This is a genomic window from Nocardioides humi (assembly GCF_006494775.1).
Taxonomy (GTDB): domain Bacteria; phylum Actinomycetota; class Actinomycetes; order Propionibacteriales; family Nocardioidaceae; genus Nocardioides; species Nocardioides humi.
This window is the reverse complement of record NZ_CP041146.1, coordinates 4954031-4974664: the sequence shown is the minus strand read 5'-3', so window position 1 is coordinate 4974664 and position 20634 is coordinate 4954031. Positions and strand designations below refer to the sequence as shown.

The window sequence follows — 20634 nt, the reverse complement described above, 5'->3', positions numbered from 1 at the left end:
CTCTCCACGACAGCGTTGTGTCAGGACGCGCCACGGCAGGTGCTCCGGCTCACCGCTCCGGCGAGGAGCGGTCCACGGCTGCGGGTCAGCGCCGGACTTCGACCGGCTTCCCCCACCACGGGCGTGTTCTCGATGTGTCTCCGGGAGTCTAACTCCGGGGATCGGGCTCCTCGTCATCGGGAAGGACGGCCAGCCCGAGGGAGCGGGCGGCGGAGCGCAGGCGATGGTCGAACGTCGCCAACGCCGATCCTGTCTGTTGGGCCACCAACAGCAAGCAGCAGTCAGGCATCTTCACGCCCGTGGTCGCACGAAGCTCCGCAAGTCGGACCGCGGCATCAGTGGGCAGCGGGATCTCCTCGATCCCGATCACGTCCATCTGCGCGATCGCCTCGGCCGTGCGCCCGCGACGCGTGGCACCCACCAACGCCTCCGCACGCGTCACCGGTCCCATCACAAGTCTCTGGTCGCCGGCAGCAAGCAACAGCTCGAACGCAGCCTCGTTGTGGGCGTCGAGCTCATCGAGAACAGCGATGACAACGCCCGCATCGACAGCGATCATTCAGGCCACTCCGCGCGGAGCTTCTCCAGGTATCCGGGACCGTACACGCCCGTAAGAGAGCCCTTGACACGCTCTAGCGCCCGGCGTCGTGCGAGCGCCTTCTCGTCGAGCTCGACCTCGATCGTATGGAACCCGATCTCGATGAGATGGTTCAGCAGCCGCGCTGGCCGGTCACGGTCCTCCGGCCACTTCCGCGCCGCGGCCTCGAGGGCAGCCGCGACCGCCTCGGTCTCGGTGATCGCGTGGCGTCGCCGTGCAGTCGGCATACGCCAAGTGTAACACCTCTCTTCCGGTGTCACACCTGGCGCGATTCTGACCTCACCCCAGTTTCTCCAGGATCAGCTCCCGGACCCGGCCGGCGTCGGCCTGGCCCCGCATCTCCTTCATCACCGCACCGATCAGCGCACCGGCGGCGGCGACCTTGCCGTCGCGGATCTTGTCCGCGACGTCCGGGTTGTCGGCGATCGCCTTGTCGACGGCCGCCGACAGCGCGCCGTCGTCCGACACGACCGCGAGGCCGCGGGCGGCGACGATCTCCTCCGGGGTGCCCTCGCCGGCGAGCAGGCCGTCGAAGACCTGGCGGGCCAGCTTGTCGTTGATCGTCTTGGCGTCGACCAGCGCCTGCACCTCGGCGACCTGCGCGGGGGTGACGGACAGCTCCGCGAGCTCGACGCCGGCGTCGTTGGCGCGGCGGGCCAGCTCGGTCAGCCACCACTTGCGGGCGGACTGGGGCGCGGCCCCGGCGGCGACGGTCTGCTCGACCAGGTCCAGCGCGCCCGCGCCGACCGTGTCCCGCATCTCCAGGTCGGAGAAGGCCCACTCGGCCTGCAGCCGGGCGCGCTTCTGGGTCGGGTTCTCCGGCAGCGTGCCACGCAGCTCCTCCACCCACTCCCGCGACGGGGCCACGGGGACCAGGTCGGGCTCGGGGAAGTACCGGTAGTCCTCGGCGTCGGACTTCTCGCGCCCCGACGACGTCGTACCGGTGTCCTCGTGGAAGTGCCGCGTCTCCTGGAGTACGGCGCCGCCGGCGTCGAGGATCCCGGCGTGCCGCGACATCTCGAAGCGCACCGCCCGCTCGACCGAGCGCAGCGAGTTGACGTTCTTGGTCTCCGAGCGCGTCCCGAGCCTCGACACGCCCTTGGGGGCCAGCGACAGGTTCACGTCGGCGCGGATCGAGCCCTGGTCCATCCGGGCGTCGGAGACGCCGAGCGCGACGATCAGGTCGCGGAGCTGGGCGACGTACGCGCGGGCCACGGCCGGCGCCTTCTCGGCGGGCACCAGGATCGGGCGGGTCACGATCTCGATCAGGGGGATGCCGGCGCGGTTGTAGTCGACGAGCGAGTAGTCCGCGCCGTGGATCCGGCCGGTCGCGCCGCCGACGTGGGTGGACTTGCCGGTGTCCTCCTCCATGTGGGCGCGCTCGATCTCGACCCGGACCGTCTCGCCCTCCCCTCCTCGGACGGCACAGTCACGTCGAGCCAGCCGTCGAAGGCGATCGGCTCGTCGTACTGGGAGGTCTGGAAGTTCTTCGGCATGTCCGGGTAGAAGTAGTTCTTCCGCGCGAACCGGCACCACTCGGCGATGTCGCAGTTGAGCGCGAGCCCGATCCGGATGGCCGACTCGACGGCCTTGCCGTTGACGACCGGCATCGCGCCCGGCAGGCCCAGGCAGGTCGGGCAGACCTGGGTGTTGGGCTCGGCGCCGAACTCCGTCGGGCAGCCGCAGAACATCTTGGTGTTCGTGTTGAGCTCGACGTGCACCTCGAGGCCGAGGGCGGGGTCGTAGCGGGTGATGACGTCGTCGAACGGGACGAGCACGTCGGTCATCGGGACACCTCCAGGCTCGGGGCCTTCGCAAGGATCGGACCGCCCCAGCGGTCGGTGAGCGCCGTCTCGACGGCCGCGCCGACGCGGTAGAGCCGGTCGTCGGCGAGCGCCGGCGCCAGCACCTGGAAGCCGACCGGCAGGCCGTCCTCGGCGGCGAGGCCGGCGGGGACCGAGATGCCGGGTACGCCGGCCAGGTTGGCCGGGATCGTGGCGAGGTCCTGCAGGTACATCGCGAGCGGGTCGTCGAGCTTCTCCCCCAGCGGGAAGGCCGTGGTCGGCGAGGTCGGCGAGACCAGCACGTCGACGCTCTCGAAGGCGGCGGCGAAGTCGCGCGAGATAAGCGTGCGGACCTTCTGCGCCTGGCCGTAGTAGGCGTCGTAGTAGCCGCTGGACAGGGCGTAGGTGCCGATCATGATCCGGCGCTTCACCTCATCGCCGAAGCCGGCGTCGCGGGTGGCCTTCATGACCGCCTCGGCACTCGGCGGCGCGCCGTTCGCGGCGGCCTCCGGCACGACCCGCAGGCCGTACCTCATCGCGTCGAACTTGGCGAGGTTGGAGGAGCACTCCGCCGGCAGGATGAGGTAGTAGGTCGCCATCGCGTGCACGAAGGTCGGGCAGGACACCTCGGTGACCTCGGCGCCGAGCTCCTTCAGCAGGTCGACGGTCTCGGCGAAGCGCTCCATCACGCCGGGCTGCCAGCCGTCGCCGGAGAGCTCCGTGATGACACCGACCTTCAGGCCGGCGAGGTCGCCCGTCGCGCCTGCGCGGGCCGCCTCGACGTACGCGCCGACGGGCACGTCGACCGAGGTCGAGTCGAGCGGGTCGTGGCCGCCGATCAGCTCGTGCAGCAGGCCTGCGTCGAGGACGGTGCGGGCGACCGGGCCGACCTGGTCGAGGCTGTTGGCGAGCGCGACCAGGCCGTAGCGCGACACGCCGCCGTAGGTCGGCTTCACGCCGACCGTGCCGGTGACCGCTCCGGGCTGGCGGATCGAGCCGCCGGTGTCGGTGCCGAGCGCCAGCGGGGCCTCGAAGGCCGCCACCGCCGCGGCCGAGCCGCCACCGGAGCCGCCCGGGATCCGGCCCTGGTCCCACGGGTTGCGCGTCGGCCCGTACGCCGAGTGCTCGGTCGAGGAGCCCATCGCGAACTCGTCCATATTGGTCTTGCCGAGGATCGGCAGGCCGGCCGCCTTGATCTTGCGGACCACGGTGGCGTCGTACGGCGGCACCCAGCCCTCGAGGATCTTCGAGCCGCACGTCGTGGGCAGGCCCTGCGTGGCCAGCACGTCCTTGACCGCGATCGGCACGCCGTCGAGCAGGTGCCGTGCCTCGCCGGCCGCGCGCCGGGCGTCGGACGCGGCCGCCTGGGCCAGCGCGCCCTCGGCGTCGACGTGGAGGAAGGCGTGCACCCCGGACTCGGCGTCGCCGTCGACGGCGGCGATCCGGTCCAGGTGGATCTGGGTCAGCTCGACCGAGGTGGTCTCGCCCGCGGCCAGCAGGTCGGCCAGCTCGGCGGCGGTCTTCGTGATCAGCTCACTCACTGCTCGTCCCCCAGGATCTGCGGGACCCGGAACCGCTGCTCCTCGGCCTCCGGCGCGCCGGACAGCGCCTGCTCGGCGGTCAGGCCGGGCACGACGACGTCCTCGCGGAAGACGTTGGTGAGCGGGATCGGGTGCGAGGTCGGCGGCACGTCGTCGCCGGCCACACCGCTGATGGACGCGACCGCCTCGAGGATCACGTTGAGCTGGGGAGCCAGGTGGTCCAGCTCGGCGTCGTCGAGGTCGATCCGGGCGAGATCGGCCAGGTGGGCCACCTCGTCGCGGGTGAGTTGGGACATGCCGGCAATCCTAGGGCGCGAGCCGGTCCCTAGAATCCGGCGGGTGCACGCCCCCGCCCCTTCCCGCGCCGCCTCCCGCAGCGCGTGGTCGTGGCCGGCGCCCCGGGCGAGCAGCTCACGGCCTTCCTCCGGCGGCTCGCGGCCCTGCTCGACGTACCCCTCGCCCCCTCGCCGACCTCTCCGGGCCGACCGAGGTGGCCCGCCTGGCGGCCTTCGACGGGTGGGTGACCACCGGCGAGGAGGAGTGGGCGCGGCCCGTGCTCCTCGAGCGCGCGGAGGTCCTGGTCCGGGTCGAGCTCGAGGCCCCCACCCTCGCCGGACGGGTACGCCGCACCCTGCGCCGGATCCGCTCCGACGTCCGCGAGCCGGACCTCGACTGGGTGGACGACGTCGCAGTGCAGCGTCCGGGGCTAGAGGTCGTCCGGCTACCGGACCCGCACAGTGCTGACAGCTGGTTGAGATCGTTCGACGAGGAGTTCCTATGACCGAGATCCCGCACGAATTGCTGAATCAGTTCGGGACCGGGAACTCACCTTTCGGCGACCTGACCCCGTCCGCACGGCAGCGCCAAGCGATCTCCCGTGGCAGCTCCGCCGTGTGCGCCAACCTGCTCGGGAAGGCGACGGTCGCGCTCGGCGAAGGTGACCGGGAAGCTGCCGACCGCTACCTTCGCCGGGCGGCGAGCAAACCGTTCGACGACCACGAAGAGGTCTGGCCGATCCTCTGGGAAGCCCACTTGATGTTGCATGGGCTGGTGGTCGACACCCTCGAGGGCTCCGAGCGGGGGGACCACCGCTGGCTGGACGTCAGCCTGGCGGTCCTCGACGATGCCCCGCCCGATGCACAAGTCGAGATGAAGGCCGTGCTCACGACCGTCGCGGCGGAGTACGAGCTGGAGAAGCGCGAGCGCACGCGCATCAGGGAGCGCGCCGGGACGAAACCTCCTGCGCTGCTCCACGAGGATCGCAGCGTCGACGCCAGCCGACGCTTCGAGGTCGCCAGGGAGGTCATCGAACTGTGCGGTGCCTTCGTCGACGCAGCCGCCGAAGCGGGCATCGCACCGCGCTAGACAGTGCTGATCAATGGGGCACCACTGTTGTTCGTCGAGTAGCGAGCGTCAGCGAGCGTATCGAGACGCCAGATACTCGGCGCGAGAACGTCTCGATACGCCCTCGCCCAGGGGCTCGGGCCACTCGACGACCAGCAAGGATGCCCCATGGATCAGCGCATCCCTAGTTGCGTCGGTGGAAGTGGATGTCACCGTTGGGGAGTTGTTGGTGGCTGTAGTTGTGGTCGTGGATGCGCTGGTGATGGTGTGCGCACAGGGTGACGGCCCGGTCGAGGTCGGTGGTGCCGCCGCGTGACCAGGGGTCCTCATGGTGCAGGTGGCACCAGCGGGCCGGGATGGTGCAGCCCTCCCCACGACAGGTGCGGTCACGCAGCCGGATCGCAGCACGTTGGGCGGGTTGGAACAGCCGCGCGGAGCGGCCGAGGTCGAGGACCCGGCCGCGGCCGTCGAGGACAGCGGGCAGGATCCGCGCCCCACACGCCAGCCGGCGGGCCTGGGTCGCGGAGATCGACTCCTCACCCTCAGGAGTGAGTATCCCCGCCGTGGCCAGATCGGTGCGGAGCTGCTCGATGCCGATGGTGACCACCACCGTGGTCGCATCACCCCCGTGCTCAGGCAGGGTGTCAGGGTCGATGAGCTCGAGCAGGTCGATGAACGCCCACGCCCGGCGACGGTGGAACGGGGTCCGGACCAGGTCCGGATTCGCCTCGTCGGTGCCGTGGCGGGTGCGTCGGGTGGGGTTGGTGTGAGCGTCGAGGTAGGTCTTCAACCGGGCCACGGCAGGTGTGGGCAGGAGCCCGAGCATCCGGGTGCTGCCGTCGCCGAGGTCGCGGAATTTCAACGACGCCTTCTCGCGGGCGGCTGCCTCTTCGCGCTCCAGACGCTTGGCCTCCTCTTCCTCGGCGATCTCCGGGGCGAGGACGTCCAAGATCCGCCGACAGAGCCCCGCGGGGTGGTGGGCTTTGAGGTGATCCTCGGTGCCTACGAGTCGCTGCCCTCGATGGCGGCGACGGGGTCAGTATCGCTGGTCTCGTAGAGCTTCGCCATCGAGCCTTCAGACAGGTAGCGGCGATCGGCGGCGATCCACTCGTCGTGCATGTCGATCAGCACGGCTCCGACCAGCCTGATGACCGCAGCGGGGTTGGGGAAGATCCCCACGACGCGGGAGCGGCGCTTGATCTCCTTGTTGACCCGCTCGAGCGGGTTGGTCGACCAGATCTTGCGCCAGTGCTCGCGCGGGAACGCGGTGAAGGCGAGGACCTCGGTCTTCGCGTCGTCCATGTAGGGACCGATCTTGGGCCACCTGAGGGCGAACTCCTCACGGGTGCGGTCCCAGGCCGCGTCGATGTCGGCTGGCTTGGCTTGGGCGAAGATCATCCGGAACGCTGCGGCGACGTAGTCGGCCTGACCCTTGGGGACGTGGGCGAGGAGGTTGCGGGCGAAGTGGACACGACACCGTTGGTGCGCGACGCCCTGGAACGCTCGGGACAGGGCTGCGACTAGCCCGGAGTGCTGGTCGCTGATCACCAGTTGTACCCCGCCCAGACCTCGCTGCTTGAGGCTGAGCAGGAACGCTCGCCAGAACGTCTCGTCCTCGCTGTCGCCGACGTCCAGTCCGAGGATCTCCCTGTCCCCACGGGCGGTAACGCCGGTCGCGACGACCACGGCCATGGACACGACTTGGCCACCCTTGCCGGGCTTGTTGCGGACGTGGAGGTAGGTCGCGTCGAGGTAGATGTAGGGGAACTCGACGTGGTCCAGGGTGCGGGTGCGGAACGCGCCGACGGTCTCGTCGAGGTTGGCGCAGATCCTGGAGACCTCGGACTTGGAGATCCCGGAGCCGCCCATCGCTTCGACCAGGTCGTCGACGCTGCGCGTGGAGATGCCGTGGACGTAGCACTCCATCACCACCGCGTAGAGCGCCTGGTCGATGCGGCGGCGGGGTTCGAGGATGATCGGGAAGAACGATCCCTTGCGGAGCTTGGGGATCCGCAGCTCGACGTCGCCGGCCTTGGTGGTCAACGGCCGCGTCCGGTGGCCGTTGCGCTCGTTGGTGCGGTCCTCGGTGCGCTCGTAGGGCGCGGCGCCGATCCGTTCGGTCGCTTCGAGTTCGATCAGCTCCTGGAGCGCGACACGGACCGATTCACGGATCAGGTCGACACCATCACCGGCACGAAACGCGTCGAGGATCTCGGACAGGGCAGACTGGGGCAAGGCCATCGGAGGGACTCCTTCTTCAGTGTGTTCTTGGTCGTTCACACCGAAGATCCCGCCGATGGCCGCCTACGTGCTGACGCCTCGCCGCTGGTCCCTCAAACCCCACCACTCCCGGGGACTCTTACGATCCGCCGTCCCAGACGTCGTAGCTCGGCGGGCGCGAACTCGGCGGCGTAGTCGACCAGCCGGGCCTCGGCATCCGCGGCCAGGTCGGGTCCGAGCCTCTCGGGCAGCGCGTCCACGGCAGCGGTGATCACCCTGGCCTGTGCCGACGTCACGGCCCCGGCCCGCATCGCCTCGGCCACCCGTGGCCGGGCCTCGAGCCCGTGGGCCAGATGCAGGTCCGCACGGGCCGGGGCGGGGTCGAGGTGGGCGGCGTGAGCCAACCACGCGGCCGTATCCCGGGCACCGTGCACGACGGCGATGTCACCGGCATCGGCCAGGGTCCGCAGCCGCAGCTCCTCGACCTGCGCCACCAGCCGGGTGGTCTGGAGGAGCAGCTCCTCCTTCTCGGCGGTCGACAGGTAGAGCGGCTGCGCGTCCGCGACCGCAGCCAGCACCTCACGACACGACGCGACTGCTGCCAGCAACGGCTGCTGAACAAGCGGAGCGACGGTCATGATCCGGACCTTCCCGAGTGGTCGACGTGCGTCGATCCTACCACAAGACTCGAACAAATGTTCGAACATGCTGGGCCCTGTGGATCCCTCTGTGTTATGTCTCAGGACATCGGTGACAGTTCTGCATCAGGACATCGGTGACACTTTGAGGGTTCGTGGTGGTGACACTTCTGCCTCGAATCTCGGGCGGTGGCTGCGAATGAACTCATCGATCCTCGTGTCCGTCTCGCGATCGCTCAGTGGCCCGATGACGCCCCGCGCGGGGCGGTGTCGACGTTCTGTGCTGAGCACGGCATCTCGCGCAAGTCGTTCTACGAGCTCCGCAAACGCGCCCAGGTCGACGGGCCGGCGGCGGTGCTTGAACCACGTTCGAGGCGACCGCGGTCGAGCCCGTCGCGGTTGAGCGAGGAGGCCAAGGCCTCGGCCCTGCAGGTCCGCGCGGCGCTGGAGTCCTCCGGTCTGGACTGCGGGCCGATCAGCGTGCACGACAAGATGAAGGCGATGGGGTTCGAGGCCGTGCCGTCGACGGCGTCGCTGTCGAGGATCTTCCGCGAGGCCGGCGTGGCTCGTCTGGAGCCGAGGAAGAAGCCCCGCTCGGCCCGCCACAATATGGCGGCGGTTCGTCTATCCCGCCCCGAACGCCTGCTGGCAGCTCGACGCCACCGAGCCGATATGGGTACGTCCTCACGGGCGGCCGCAAGTGTGTGATCTTCCAGCTCGTCGATGACCACTCCCGCTACGCGGTCGCCTCTCACGTCGCGGAAGGCGAGACCGCTGACGCCGCGATCGTGGTCTTCGACAAGGCCGTCACCGCGCACGGTGTGCCGCAGCGGCTGCTGTCCGACAACGGGCTCGCGCTCGACCCCTCCCGGCGTGGCTATCTGGGCCAGCTCGTGGAGCATGTCTCCTCGCTGGGTGTCGAGGCGATCACCGGCAAGCCCTACAAGCCCACCACCCAGGGTAAGAACGAGCGCTTCCACCAAACGCTGTTTCGGTATCTCGACAAGCAGCCCCTTGCCGCCAGCCTGGCCGAGTTGCAGGCCCAGGTCGACGCGTTCGACCACCTCTACAACACCCAACGCCCCCACCAAGGCCTCCCCCGGTCGGTTCACACCACAGACCGCCTGGCAGGCCACCGAGAAAGCCGAGGCGCCGCGACCCAAGCCCGAGGAGCCGTTCTTCGTCCAGACCGCCGCGAAGCGCCTTCGACCCGCGCCCGTGCCGCAGGACCTGCCCGCTGGCACCAGCGTCAGGAGGTTGAGCACCGCCGGCACCTTCATGCTGGCCGGGGTCAACTACAAGGTCGACGGACGCTACGGCTTCCAGGACGTTCTGGTCATCGTCGAGGGCGACAACATCACCGTCGCCGACCTCGACGGCGAGATCCTCATCGAACACCAACGACCCGCACCCGGCATCACCTACGTCGGCAACGGAAGACCTCGTGGAGGTCGAGGAGCCGCACCCCACGACTGAAGTGTCACCGATGTCCTGACACAGCAAGTGTCACCGATGTCCTGATGCAGAACTGTCACCGATGTCCTGAGACATCACACTGTGGATCCCTCTGCGTCTTGGTGCGGAAGCCGCCAGACCTGCCGTCGCCGCTACGACAGGTGGCGCTGCAGGAAGCGGCCCGTGCGCTCCATGGACAGCTCGAACTGCGGGCCGAACGCATGCCCCTCGCCGTCGTAGACACGCAGGGTCACGTCGACGCCGGCCTGCTCCATCAGCCGCCGGGTCTCCCGGCTCCATCTGATCGGGCAGGAGTCGTCGGCGGTGCCGTGGTGGATGAGCACCGGCTCGGTGACGTCGCCGAAGTAGGTCCGGGCGCTGATCCCCTCCCAGAACGCCGGGTTGGCGCGCGGCCCGCCGTACTCCTGCAGGATGCGGCGCGCCACGCCGTCCCGCGCGGGATCGGGCCGGATCCAGCGCTCGAAGTTGTCGACGGCGTCGGAGCTGACCGGCGCGAACACGACCGCCGCGTCGACCAGCCCGGGCTGCACGGCGAGCGCGTTGTAGACGACGCCACCGCCCATGGAGCGGCCCACCAGCGCGACCCGCTCGTCGTCGACCGGGCCGTCCCAGTCCCGCAGCGCGAGCACCGCGTTGACGACGTCCTCGGTGTAGCCCATCCGCATGTCCAGGCCCTCGCTGGCGTCGGGGTCGGAGCCGGCGTGGCCGCGGTAGTCGACATGCAGCGCGACGTACCCGTGGTCGCCGAACCACGCCCGCTCCCGGGTCATGCCCTGCCCGTTCACGTAGATCGCCGGGTCGATGTAGCCGTGCGCGAGCACCACGGCCGGGAACGGCCCGTCGCCCTCGGGCACCGCGAGCCGCCCGGAGACGGTGAGCCCGCCGCTGCGGTAGGTGACGGCGTACTGCCGGTGCTGCCCGGTCCGCGCCACCTCCTCCCCCAGCCGGAGCCGGCCGCCGTCGAACGACTTCTGCGCGAGGGCGGGCAGCGACACCGGGTGCGGAGGTACGGCGGCCGGGGGCTCCGACGTCGCGGGCGGCGACGACCCGGATGCGCTCGACGGTGCGCTCGACGAGCCCGGCGGCGTCGGAGCGCCGTCGGGGTCCCCCGCGCCGGAGCACGAGGCGCCCAGCAGCGCCAGCAGGACCAGCGGGATCCACCGCGTCATGGACTCATTCTGCCTCGGCGCCGTCGGGCCCGTTCTCCAAGAGCTTCTTGAACCCGTCCTCGTCGAGCACCGGGACGCCGAGCTGCTCGGCCTTGTCGGCCTTGGACCCGGCGTTCTCGCCGACCACGACGAAGTCGGTCTTCTTCGAGACCGACCCGGCGGCCTTGCCGCCACGGGACAGGACCGCCTCCTTGGCGGAGTCGCGGGAGAAGTCCTGCAGCGATCCGGTGACGACGACGGTGAGGCCCTCGAGGGTGCGGGCGACGGACTCGTCGCGCTCGTCGGCCATCCGCACCCCGGCCCGCTCCCACTTCTCGACGATCTCCACGTGCCACGGCACCTGGAACCACTCGATCACGGCGGCGGCGATGGTCGGCCCGACGCCCTCCGCGGCGGCGAGCTGCTCCTCGCTCGCCTCCCGGATGGCCGCCATCGAGCCGAACTCCTGGGCGAGCGCGCGCGAGGCGCTGGGCCCGGTGTGCCGGATCGAGAGCGCGACGATCACCCGCCACAGCGCGACGTCCTTGCGCGCGTCGAGGTTGGCGAGCAGCTTCTCGCCGTTGGCGCTGAGCTGCGGGCCGTCCTCGTCCTTCTTCGGCGCGCGGGTGAACAGCGGCGCCGTCATCAGCTTGGCGGCGTCGAGGTCGAAGACGTCGCCCTCGTTGGTGATCGCGCCCGCGTCGAGCAGCGCGACCGCGGCCTCGTAGCCGAGGCCCTCGATGTCGAAGGCGTTGCGGCCGGCCACGAAGAAGACCCGCTCACGGACCTGGCCCGGGCACTTCTCGTGGTTGGGGCAGCGCCGGTCCTTGTCGCCCTCCTTCTGCTCGACCAGCTCGGTGCCGCACGCCGGGCAGGCCGTCGGCGGCACCCACGGCTCGAGCCCCTCGGGGCGCAGCGGCAGCACCGGGCCGACGATCTCGGGGATCACGTCGCCGGCCTTGCGCAGCACGACGGTGTCCCCCGGGCGGACGTCCTTGCGCTCGACCTCGTGGAAGTTGTGCAGGGTGGCGTTCTCCACCGTGGAGCCCGCGACCTTGGTGGGCTCCATGACGCCGTACGGCGTGACCCGGCCGGTCCGCCCGACGTTGACCGCGATGTCGAGGAGCTTGGTGTTGACCTCCTCGGGCGGGTACTTGAAGGCGATCGCCCACCGCGGCGCCCGGCTCGTGGAGCCCAGCCGTCGCTGGAGGGTCACGTCGTCGACCTTCACCACGACGCCGTCGATCTCGTAGGGCACGATCGAGTGCCGGTTCTCGCCGGCATGCTCGATGTAGGCCTCCACCTCGGCGAGCGTCGGCAGCACCCGCACCTGCTCGGAGGTCGGCAGCCCCCAGGCGGCGAGGGCGCGGTAGGCCTCGGACTGGGCGGTGGGCTCGAAGCCGCGGCGGGCGCCGACGCCGTGGCAGACCATGCCGAGGGCGCGGGTGGCGGTGACCCGGGGGTCCTTCTGGCGCAGCGAGCCGGCCGCCGCGTTGCGGGGGTTGGCGAACGCCGGCTTGCCGGCCTCGGTCATCGTCACGTTGAGCGCCTCGAACGCCTCGCCGGGCAGGAACACCTCGCCGCGCACCTCGACCAGCTCGGGCACGGGGAACTCGTCGGTGCCGGTCAGCCGGTGCGGGACGGACGCGATGGTCTTGACGTTGGGGGTGACGTCCTCGCCGGTCCGCCCGTCGCCGCGGGTCAGCGCCCGGACCAGCCGGCCCTGCTCGTAGAGCAGGTTGATCGCCAGCCCGTCGACCTTGAGCTCGCACAGCAGCGCGGCGTCGGTGATGCCGTCGCGGCCGAGCCGGGCGTGCCAGGCCGCCAGCTCCTCGAAGGAGAAGGCGTTGTCGAGGCTCTCCATCCGCTGCAGGTGGTCGACCGCGGTGAACTCCGTCGCGACCGCGCCGCCGACCTTCTGCGTCGGCGAGTCGGGCGTGCGGAGCTCGGCGTACTGCTCCTCGAGCTCCTCCAGCCGCCGCATCCGCACGTCGAAGTCGGCGTCGGAGAGGGTGGGCTGGTCGAGCACGTAGTAGCGCCAGCGGGCCTCCTCCACCTCGTCGACGAGGGTGGCGTGCTCGTCCCGGGCCTCAGGGGGGACGACGGGGAGGTCGGCGTCGCTCATGAGGGGCATTCTTCCGCGTGCCTCCGACAGCATGCGCGCGGCCCGCCCGAGCGGCGTGAGCCGGATCACGGTTGCCAGACTTGAAACGAAACCGTACCGTTTCATCCATGGTCCCCCGTCTCAGCCGCCGTGAGGCGCCGACCCGACCCCGCGTCGAGGGGGACCGCGAGCAGGAGATCCTCGACGCCGCGCTGGCCGTTCTCGTCGACGTGGGCTACGACCGGCTCACCATGGACGCCGTGGCCACCCGGGCCAAGGCGTCCAAGGCCACGCTCTACCGCCGGTGGGAGGGCAAGGCCGCCCTCGTCACCGACGCGCTCGTGTCGCAGAAGTCGGCGCCGGAGGTCCCCGCGGACACCGGCAGCCTCCGCGGGGACCTGCTCGCGATGTTCTGCGGGCACGGCGGCCTCACCGACGAGCACCAGACGGCGATCCTCGGCAGCGTGGTCACCGCCATCGGCCGCGACCCGGAGTTCGCCGCGGCGTTCCGGGAGCGGTTCATCGCCCCCAAGGTCGCCGTGGCCCGCAAGGTCTACCAGCGGGCCCAGGACCGGGGCGAGCTGCGCGACGACATCGACCTGGACATCCTCACCGCGGCGCTGCCCGGCATCGTGCTGCACCGCGGCTTCCTCCTCGGCGACCCGCCGACCCCCGACCTGATCGCCCGCGTCGTCGACCAGGTCATCCTCCCGGCCGCCACCCGCGGCTGATCGTCCACCCCTCTGCACGTCAACTCCTCACACCCAAGGAAGCACTGTGCCCGAACTGACCGCCTCCGACCTGCCCGAGAAGGAGCAGGCCAGGCCCGCCGCCGGGAAGCACCTCGGCTGGGCCCTCGTCCTCATCTGCATGGCGCAGCTGATGGTGGTGCTGGACAGCACCATCGCCAACATCGCGCTGCCCTACATCGGCAGCGACCTGAGCATCGACGCCTCGAACCTGTCGTGGATCGTGACCGGCTACGCGCTCGCCTTCGGCGGCCTGCTGCTCCTCGGCGGCCGCCTCGGCGACCTCTACGGCCGCCGCCGGATCTTCATGGTCGGCGTCACCGTGTTCGCCGTCGCCTCGGCGCTCGGCGGCATCGCCCAGAACGAGGCCATGCTGCTCGGCTCGCGGGGCCTGCAGGGTCTCGGCGCCGCCCTCGCCTCGCCGACCGCGCTGGCGCTGATCACCACGACCTTCCCGGCCGGCCCGCGGCGCAACCGCGCGTTCTCCGTCTTCGCCGCGATGTCCGGCATCGGCGCCGCCATCGGCCTGGTCCTCGGCGGCTGGCTCACCGACCTCGACCCCAACTGGGGCTGGCGGCTGACCTTCCTGATCAACGTCCCGATCGGCCTGGCCGCGGCGTACTTCGCCCCCCGCCTGCTGCCCGACACCGACCACCACGCGGGCACGCTCGACCTGCCCGGCGCCGTGCTCGGCACCGGCGGACTGCTCGCGCTGGTCTTCGGCATCACCCGCACCAGCAACCTCGACCCCGGCACGATCACCGCCACCAACCCGAGCGGCTCCACCTACGGCTGGGGCGACCCGGTCGCCGTGACCGCGATGGTGCTCGGCGTCGTCGCCCTGATCGCCTTCGTGCTCACCGAGGCCCGGGTCCGGAAGCCGCTCATGCCGCTGTCGATCTTCGCCAGCCGCGCCCGCGCGGTGGCCTTCGTGTCGATGATGATCACACCGGCCGCGATGTTCGCGATGTTCTTCTTCCTCTCGCTCTACGTCCAGAACGTGATGGGCTACTCGCCGCTGCGGACCGGTTTCGCCTTCCTCCCGTTCGCCGTCGGCATGGTCTTCGGCGCGACGGCGTCGTCGAAGCTGATCTCGAAGGTCGACCCACGCTTCCTCGCCGGCACCGGCACCATCCTCGCCGGCCTCGCCCTGTTCGGGTTCTCCCGGCTCGAGCTCGGCCACGAGAGCTACTGGACCGACATCGTGCCCTTCGTCGTGCTGATGTCGATCGGCATGGGCCTCACCTTCGTCCCGATGACGCTGGTGGCCGTCCACGGCGTGCGGACCCAGGACGCCGGCATCGGCTCCGGGGTGCTCAACACCATGCAGCAGGTCGGCGGCGCGCTCGGCCTGGCCACGCTGTCGGCGGTCGCGTCCCACTTCACCACCGGCAAGCTGGGCGAGCTGGTCTCCTCGGGCAGCAACCCCGCGGACCCGCTGACCGGGCTCACCGCGTTCGCCGACGGCGCCACCCACGCCTTCATCGTCGGCGCGTTCATGATCTGGACCGCGTCGCTGATCATCTGGGCGCTGCTCAACGTCAAGCACACCGAGCTCGCGGGCGACGCGCCCGAGGGCGTGCACGTCGGCTGATCGCACCGGCGCCGGTCGCCGGCCCCGGCTCGTCAGCCGGGGCCGGCGCCTTCCGCGAACTCCCGGGTCGTGGTGAGCACGTAGGCCGCGAAGCCGTCGGCCAGGGCCAGGTAGTCCTCCCCCGCCCCGCCGAAGCGCGACCGCATCCGCGGCGGCCCGTCGATCACCGGCGCCCGCACGGTCGCGAGCATGACGGCATCGGGCGTACGGCGGATCGCGATCGCCGCGCCCGGCTGCCAGCCCCGGACGACGTCGCGCCGGGTCTCGCAGTGCCAGTCCGCGCCGCACACGGGCACCGACGGGCTGTCCCGGGGCACGAGCACCACCGTGACGGTGTGGTCCTGGGCGGTCAGCTCGACGCCGACGGCCCCGTCGCCGTACTCCGTGGTGTCGGCCGGGCGGGTGCTGACAGGGTCGCCGACGCCGTCCTCGCGCATCCACTGCGCGACGGCCTCCGGCGTCGTCGGGACCGAGTCGCCGCGGGTGTCGTCCTTCGGCCACCTCGGCAGGTCGGCGTCGACCATCGCCCGGGTGGTGGTCGCCGACAGCCGGTCGTCGGCCAGCAGCCGGGCGAGGTCGTCCTCGACGTCGAGCGGCAGGTCCTGCTCGCGCGGGTCGCCGGTGATCTGCTCGCCGGCGTAGGTGACACTGCGGACCTCGTCGCCGGTGCGGAGCGTCAGCACCACGATGCCCGGGTCCTCCTCGGGCTCCTCCTCCTGCCAGGCGAGGTGGAACCGGCCGCCGTCGGCCTCCCAGTCGGCGCACTGGTAGTACTCGCTGCAGGTGGGCTCCTCGCCATCCGCCTCCGCGACCCGGACGTGGAGGTAGTGGGAGTCGCCGTCCTCCCCCTCGGGACGGAACCGGATCTCCACGCCGAGCGGCTCCGGGACGTCCCAGCGCGGGTTGACGTCGTACGACGTCGGCTCGATGCCCAGCACGTCGACCGTGACCGCCGCGACGGCCTTCTTGGTCGCGGGCGCGGGGCTGTCGTCGGGACCGGTGAGCCAGCCGCCGACCGCGACCACGCCGGCGATCACGCCGAACACGACCGCCGCCGCGGCCAAGCCCCTGAGCAGGAAGCCCCACGACCTCATCGACTCAGCCTGTCACGGCGCGGGCGACCGCCTGGGCGAGCTCGAGGGCGTGTCGGGCGCCGGCGGGCGTGCTGCCGGCGAGCCCGCAGGCCGGCGAGACGACCAGCCCGCCGCCGACCCGCTCGGGGTCGAGGCCGAGCAGGTCGAGCCAGCGCAGCACCCGCTCCACGAGCACCTTGTCGCCCGGCAGCGGTCCGGTCGTGGGGACGACGCCGAGCACGACGGTCTCCCCCGCCTCGAGCGCCTCCGCCGACGCATCGTGGCCGTCGGCGTCGAGCAGGTCGAGGTCGAGCATCACGCCCCGCGCGCCCGCGCCGCGCAGCAGCCCGATCGGCACGTCCGGCGCGCAGCAGTGCACCCAGGGAGTCGCCCCGGCCTCGGCGGCCGCCGCCAGCACCCAGGAGAGCGCCTCGCTGGCCTCGGGCGGGTGGACGGTGCGGTGCTTGCCGAACCCCGACGCCGTCGGTACACGGCCCGCGAGCACCGCCGGCAGGGCCGGCTCGTCGAGCTGGAGGACCAGCTCGGAGGCGACGGGCAGCCGCCGGCGAAGGTCGGCGAGATGGTCGGTGACCGCGACGGCGAGCGCCTGCGCCAGCTCGCGGCGGGCGCCGTGGTCGGCGAGCAGCTTGTCGCCGCGAGGGCGCTCGACGGTGGCCGCGAGCGTCCACGGCCCGGCGACCTGGACCTTGACCGGGCCGGTGTGCCCGGCGGCGCGCTCCTCCAGGGCGTCGAGGTCCTGCGCGAGCAGGCTGCGCGCCCGGCGCTGGTCGACCGGCGGGGCGCCGGAGGTGCCGGTGAGCCGCCAGCCCTCGGGCTGGAGGTCGGCGTCGAGCTCGGCGACCAGGCCGAGGGTGCGGCCGGTCAGGCCGGCGGTCGCGCCGCGGCCGGGCACCTCGGGCAGGAAGGGCAGGCCGCGCTCGTCGGCCGCCAGCTCGCCGAGGACGATCGCGAGCGCCTCGTCGAAGTCGCGCTGATCGTCGCCGGGGAAGGACCCGACCCCCGTCGCCCGCACCCCGCCGTCGCTCACGCGGCCGCCCGGCGGGTGCGCGTGATCGTGGCGGAGCCGACGACCCGGCTGCCGTCGTACACGACGACGGCCTGGCCGGGCGCGATGCCGTGGGCGTGCTCGAGCAGGTCGGCGCGCAGGCCGTCGGGATCGACGCGTACGACGGCGCGGTGCTCGGCGCCGTGCGCCCGCAGCTGCACCGTCACGCCCTCGCCGTCGAGGACCGAGCCGGGCGCGAGGGGACGGCCGCACCAGCGCACCCGGTCGCCCTCGACCCGGTCGACGGCGAGCCGCTCGCGGGGCCCGACGGTGACGGTGCCCGCGACCGGCTCGATGTCGAGGACGTAGCGGGGACGGCCGTCGGGGGCGGGGTGGCCGAGTCGCAGGCCCCGCCGCTGGCCGATGGTGAACGCGTAGGTGCCGTCGTGCCGCCCGAGGACCGCACCGGTCGCCTCGTCCACGATCTCGCCGCCCTGGTTGGGGGCGCGGTCGCCGAGCTTCTCGCGCAGCCAGCCGGCGTTGTCGCCGTCGGCGACGAAGCAGATGTCGTGGCTGTCCGGCTTGTCGGCGACCAGCAGGCCGCGGCGCGCGGCCTCGGCCCGCACGTGGTCCTTGGTCGTGTCGCCGAGGGGGAACAGCGAGTGGCGCAGCTGCTGCTCGTCGAGCACCCCCAGGACGTACGACTGGTCCTTGGCCGCGTCGACGGCCCGGTGCAGCTCGATGTCGCCGTCGGGGGTCGCCCGTACGTCGGCGTAGTGCCCCGTCGCGACCGCGTCGAAGCCGAGCGCCAAGGCCCGGTCGAGCACCGCGGCGAACTTGATCTTCTCGTTGCAGCGCAGGCAGGGGTTGGGGGTCTGGCCGGCGGCGTAGGTGTCCATGAAGTCCTCGACCACGTCGGTGTGGAAGCGGTCGGAGAGGTCCCAGACGTAGAACGGGATGCCGATCACGTCGGCGGCGCGGCGGGCGTCGTTGGCGTCCTCGATGGTGCAGCAGCCGCGGGCTCCGGTGCGGTACGACTTCGGGTTGCGCGAGAGCGCGAGATGGATGCCGGTGACCTCGTGCCCGGCCTCGGCGACGCGGGCGGCGGCGACGGCGGAGTCCACTCCCCCGGACATGGCGGCGACGACCTTCATCCGGACACCTCGGGGTCAGGCGTGAGCCGCACGGGCGCGCTCCACGCAGGCCGCGATCGCCTCGCCGACCGCCTCGACGTCGGCGGCGGTGCTGGTGTGGCCGAGGCTGAACCGCAGCGAGCTGCGCGCCTCGTCGCTGGTGCGGCCCATCGCGAGCAGCACGTGCGAGGGCTGGGGCACGCCCGCCGAGCAGGCCGAGCCGGTCGAGCACTCGATGCCGCGGGCGTCGAGCAGCATGAGCAGCGAGTCGCCCTCGCAGCCGGGGAAGCTCAGGTGGGCGTTGCCGGGGAGCCGGCCCCCCGGGTCGCCGTTGAGGACGGCGTCCGGAACCGCCCGGCGTACGACGGTCACGAGGTCGTCGCGCAGGGCCGCGAGCCGGGCGGCGTGCTCGGTCTGCTGCTTGACCGCGAGCTCGACGGCGGCGGCGAACCCGGCGATGGCGGGCACGTCGAGCGTCCCGCTGCGCACGTCGCGCTCCTGGCCGCCGCCGTGCACGAGCGCGGTCAGGTCGACCTCGCGCCGGACGAGGAGGGCGCCGACGCCGACCGGGCCGCCGACCTTGTGGCCGGTGACCGAGAGGGCGTCGAGCCCGGAGGCGGCGAAGTCGACCGGCACCGCGCCGAGCGCCTGCACGGCGTCGGAGTGGACGGGGATGCCGTGCGGTCGCGCGAGCGCGACGACGTCGTCGACGGGCTGGAGCGTCCCGACCTCGTTGTTGGCCCACATCACGGTGACCAGCGCGACCGAGGCGGGGTCGCGCTCCACCGCCGCCCGCAGCGCGTCGAGGTCCAGCCGGCCGGCGTCGTCGACCGGCAGCAGCTCGACCTCGGCGCCCTCGTGCTCCTCGAGCCAGGCCAGCGCGTCGAGCACCGCGTGGTGCTCCACCGCGGTGGCCAGGATCCGGGTCCGGCGCGGGTCGGCGTCGCGGCGCGACCAGTACAGGCCCTTGACCGCGAGATTGTCGGCCTCGGTGCCGCCGGAGGTGAACACGACCTCGCCCGGACGGCAGCCCAGCGCCTGCGCCACGGTCTCGCGCGACTCCTCCACCACCCGCCGGGCGCGGCGTCCCGAGGCGTGCAGCGAGCTGGCGTTGCCGACCTCGCGGAGGTGGGCGGTCATCGCCTCGACGGCGACGTCGGTCATCGGCGTCGTCGCGGCGTGGTCGAGGTAGACCGTCCGGGAGTCGTTCATGGCGTCTCCAAGGTTACGGCGCCCCCCGCGAGACCGGGCAACCCGGCAGGGCACCTCGCGGTCACCTGCCGTTCACGGGCGCCCCCTAGCGTGCGGCCGTGCTCGAGGACGTACGCGCTTACATCGACCGGTTGGGGATCGACGGCCACCGCATCGGCGAGGACCACGACGACGACCCGGTCCTCATCGACCCGGTCGGCCGGGCCGTCGACACCTGGCGGGAGAACTACCCCTACGACGAGCGGCTCTCCCGCGAGGAGTACGACGAGCAGAAGTACCTCCTCCAGGTCGAGCTGCTGAAGTTCCAGGCGTGGGCGAAGGCCAACGGCTCCCAGCACGTCCTCGTCTTCGAGGGCCGCGACGCCGCCGGCAAGGGCGGCACGATCAAGCGGTTCATGGAGCACCTCAACCCCCGCTACGCCCGCGTGGTCGCGCTCACGAAGCCGAACGACCGCGAGGAGGGCCAGTGGTACTTCCAGCGCTACGTGCAGCACCTCCCGACCGCCGGCGAGATGGCCCTGTTCGACCGCAGCTGGTACAACCGCGCCGTCGTCGAGCGGGTGATGAGCTTCTGCAGCACCCACGAGTACGAGACCTTCATGCGGCACGTTCCGTACTTCGAGGAGATGCTCGTCGAGTCGGGCATCACGCTGACGAAGTTCTGGTTCTCGGTCACGCGGTCCGAGCAGCGCACCCGGTTCATCATCCGCCAGGTCGACCCGGTCCGGCAGTGGAAGCTCTCCCCCATGGACCTGGAGTCCCTCGACAAGTGGGACGCCTACACCGAGGCCAAGGAGGCGATGATCCGCCGCACCGACACCGACGTCGTGCCGTGGACGACGGTGAAGTCCAACGACAAGAAGCGGGCCCGGATCAACGCGATGCGACACTTCCTCGCCCGGTTCGAGTACGACGGCAAGGACCACGAGATCGTCGGGCAGCCCGATCCGCTGATCGTGCAGCGCGGGATCGACGCGGTCGGCGACTGAGGGTCGCCTGTCGCTACGGTGGCGC

General features: G+C 71.7%; 17 protein-coding genes, 3 pseudogenes and 1 riboswitch. Of the genes and pseudogenes, 6 read left to right on the top strand and 14 right to left on the bottom strand.

The features are described from left to right. Positions 1-17 precede the first annotated feature (17 nt). A riboswitch (cobalamin riboswitch) is annotated at positions 18-134 on the bottom strand. Between the two features lie 14 nt (positions 135-148). From FIV44_RS24025 to gatC, 5 genes and pseudogenes are all read right to left on the bottom strand, one after another. Further along, entirely contained in the window at positions 149-559 is a 411-nt protein-coding gene (locus FIV44_RS24025) for a type II toxin-antitoxin system VapC family toxin (protein WP_141006651.1), read from the bottom strand. Then, the gene (locus FIV44_RS24020) at positions 556-825 is read right to left on the bottom strand and encodes a hypothetical protein (RefSeq protein WP_141006650.1); all 270 of its coding nucleotides are present in this window, start codon (positions 823-825) and stop codon (positions 556-558) included. Before FIV44_RS24020 ends, FIV44_RS24025 begins: the two co-directional genes overlap by 4 nt. Before the next feature lie 52 nt (positions 826-877). Beyond that, a pseudogene (gatB, locus tag FIV44_RS24015) lies at positions 878-2385 on the bottom strand (Asp-tRNA(Asn)/Glu-tRNA(Gln) amidotransferase subunit GatB). Further along, entirely contained in the window at positions 2382-3923 is a 1542-nt protein-coding gene (gene gatA, locus FIV44_RS24010) for an Asp-tRNA(Asn)/Glu-tRNA(Gln) amidotransferase subunit GatA (RefSeq protein WP_141006649.1), read from the bottom strand. Before gatA ends, gatB begins: the two are co-directional and overlap by 4 nt. Further along, positions 3920-4219: an Asp-tRNA(Asn)/Glu-tRNA(Gln) amidotransferase subunit GatC gene (gene gatC, locus FIV44_RS24005; RefSeq protein ID WP_141006648.1), complete on the bottom strand. Its 300-nt coding sequence runs from the start codon at positions 4217-4219 to the stop codon at positions 3920-3922. The genes gatA and gatC overlap by 4 nt, the downstream gene beginning before the upstream one ends. A 194-nt stretch (positions 4220-4413) precedes the next feature. Between gatC and FIV44_RS24000 the strand changes: the two genes are divergently transcribed. Then, a complete protein-coding gene (locus FIV44_RS24000; protein ID WP_141006647.1) occupies positions 4414-4704 on the top strand; it encodes a hypothetical protein in 291 nt (96 codons plus the stop codon). Beyond that, positions 4701-5288, top strand: a complete 588-nt coding sequence (locus tag FIV44_RS23995; protein WP_141006646.1) for a hypothetical protein — start codon at positions 4701-4703, stop codon at positions 5286-5288. The genes FIV44_RS24000 and FIV44_RS23995 overlap by 4 nt, the downstream gene beginning before the upstream one ends. A 163-nt stretch (positions 5289-5451) precedes the next feature. Here the strand turns inward: FIV44_RS23995 and FIV44_RS23990 are convergent. From FIV44_RS23990 to FIV44_RS23980, 3 genes and pseudogenes are all read right to left on the bottom strand, one after another. Continuing rightward, positions 5452-6243, bottom strand: a pseudogene (locus tag FIV44_RS23990) (HNH endonuclease signature motif containing protein); the annotation flags it as partial. A gap of 26 nt (positions 6244-6269) precedes the next feature. After that, positions 6270-7508, bottom strand: a complete 1239-nt coding sequence (locus FIV44_RS23985; RefSeq protein ID WP_141003212.1) for an IS256 family transposase — start codon at positions 7506-7508, stop codon at positions 6270-6272. Positions 7509-7600: 92 nt separating this feature from the next. Further along, the gene (locus FIV44_RS23980) at positions 7601-8125 is read right to left on the bottom strand and encodes a DUF222 domain-containing protein (protein ID WP_181410797.1); all 525 of its coding nucleotides are present in this window, start codon (positions 8123-8125) and stop codon (positions 7601-7603) included. A gap of 189 nt (positions 8126-8314) precedes the next feature. Between FIV44_RS23980 and FIV44_RS23975 the strand changes: the two are divergent. Continuing rightward, positions 8315-9601: pseudogene (locus FIV44_RS23975) on the top strand (integrase core domain-containing protein). Between the two features lie 131 nt (positions 9602-9732). Here FIV44_RS23975 and FIV44_RS23970 read toward each other — a convergent pair. Both FIV44_RS23970 and ligA read right to left on the bottom strand, forming a co-directional pair. Beyond that, positions 9733-10770, bottom strand: a complete 1038-nt coding sequence (locus FIV44_RS23970) for an alpha/beta hydrolase family protein (protein WP_141006643.1) — start codon at positions 10768-10770, stop codon at positions 9733-9735. Between the two features lie 4 nt (positions 10771-10774). After that, positions 10775-12874 (bottom strand): NAD-dependent DNA ligase LigA, encoded by a 2100-nt coding sequence (ligA, locus tag FIV44_RS23965; protein WP_141006642.1) that lies wholly within the window; start codon positions 12872-12874, stop codon positions 10775-10777. A 107-nt stretch (positions 12875-12981) separates the two neighbouring features. Here ligA and FIV44_RS23960 point away from each other — a divergent pair, with 107 nt between their 5' ends. Next, positions 12982-13584: a TetR/AcrR family transcriptional regulator gene (locus tag FIV44_RS23960; RefSeq protein WP_141006641.1), complete on the top strand. Its 603-nt coding sequence runs from the start codon at positions 12982-12984 to the stop codon at positions 13582-13584. Between the two features lie 46 nt (positions 13585-13630). Next, positions 13631-15196, top strand: a complete 1566-nt coding sequence (locus FIV44_RS23955) for an MFS transporter (RefSeq protein WP_246086588.1) — start codon at positions 13631-13633, stop codon at positions 15194-15196. A gap of 32 nt (positions 15197-15228) precedes the next feature. Here FIV44_RS23955 and FIV44_RS23950 read toward each other — a convergent pair whose 3' ends face one another. Genes FIV44_RS23950 through FIV44_RS23935 form a run of 4 tightly spaced genes read right to left on the bottom strand, consistent with a single transcriptional unit; the run spans position 15229 to position 19620 of the window. After that, positions 15229-16290: a hypothetical protein gene (locus FIV44_RS23950; RefSeq protein WP_141006640.1), complete on the bottom strand. Its 1062-nt coding sequence runs from the start codon at positions 16288-16290 to the stop codon at positions 15229-15231. A gap of 4 nt (positions 16291-16294) precedes the next feature. Further along, complete coding sequence (locus tag FIV44_RS23945; RefSeq protein ID WP_246086587.1) at positions 16295-17317, bottom strand: uroporphyrinogen decarboxylase/cobalamine-independent methonine synthase family protein; 1023 nt, start codon at positions 17315-17317, stop codon at positions 16295-16297. Continuing rightward, positions 17314-18429 (bottom strand): tRNA 2-thiouridine(34) synthase MnmA, encoded by a 1116-nt coding sequence (mnmA, locus tag FIV44_RS23940; RefSeq protein ID WP_141006639.1) that lies wholly within the window; start codon positions 18427-18429, stop codon positions 17314-17316. Before mnmA ends, FIV44_RS23945 begins: the two co-directional genes overlap by 4 nt. Positions 18430-18444: 15 nt before the next feature. Continuing rightward, on the bottom strand, positions 18445-19620 hold the full coding sequence (locus FIV44_RS23935) for a cysteine desulfurase family protein (protein ID WP_141006638.1): 1176 nt from the start codon (positions 19618-19620) through the stop codon (positions 18445-18447). Positions 19621-19718: 98 nt separating this feature from the next. On the opposite strand from FIV44_RS23935, the gene ppk2 reads away from it, so the two are divergent. After that, on the top strand, positions 19719-20609 hold the full coding sequence (ppk2, locus tag FIV44_RS23930; RefSeq protein WP_141006637.1) for a polyphosphate kinase 2: 891 nt from the start codon (positions 19719-19721) through the stop codon (positions 20607-20609). The last annotated feature ends 25 nt before the right edge of the window (positions 20610-20634 follow it).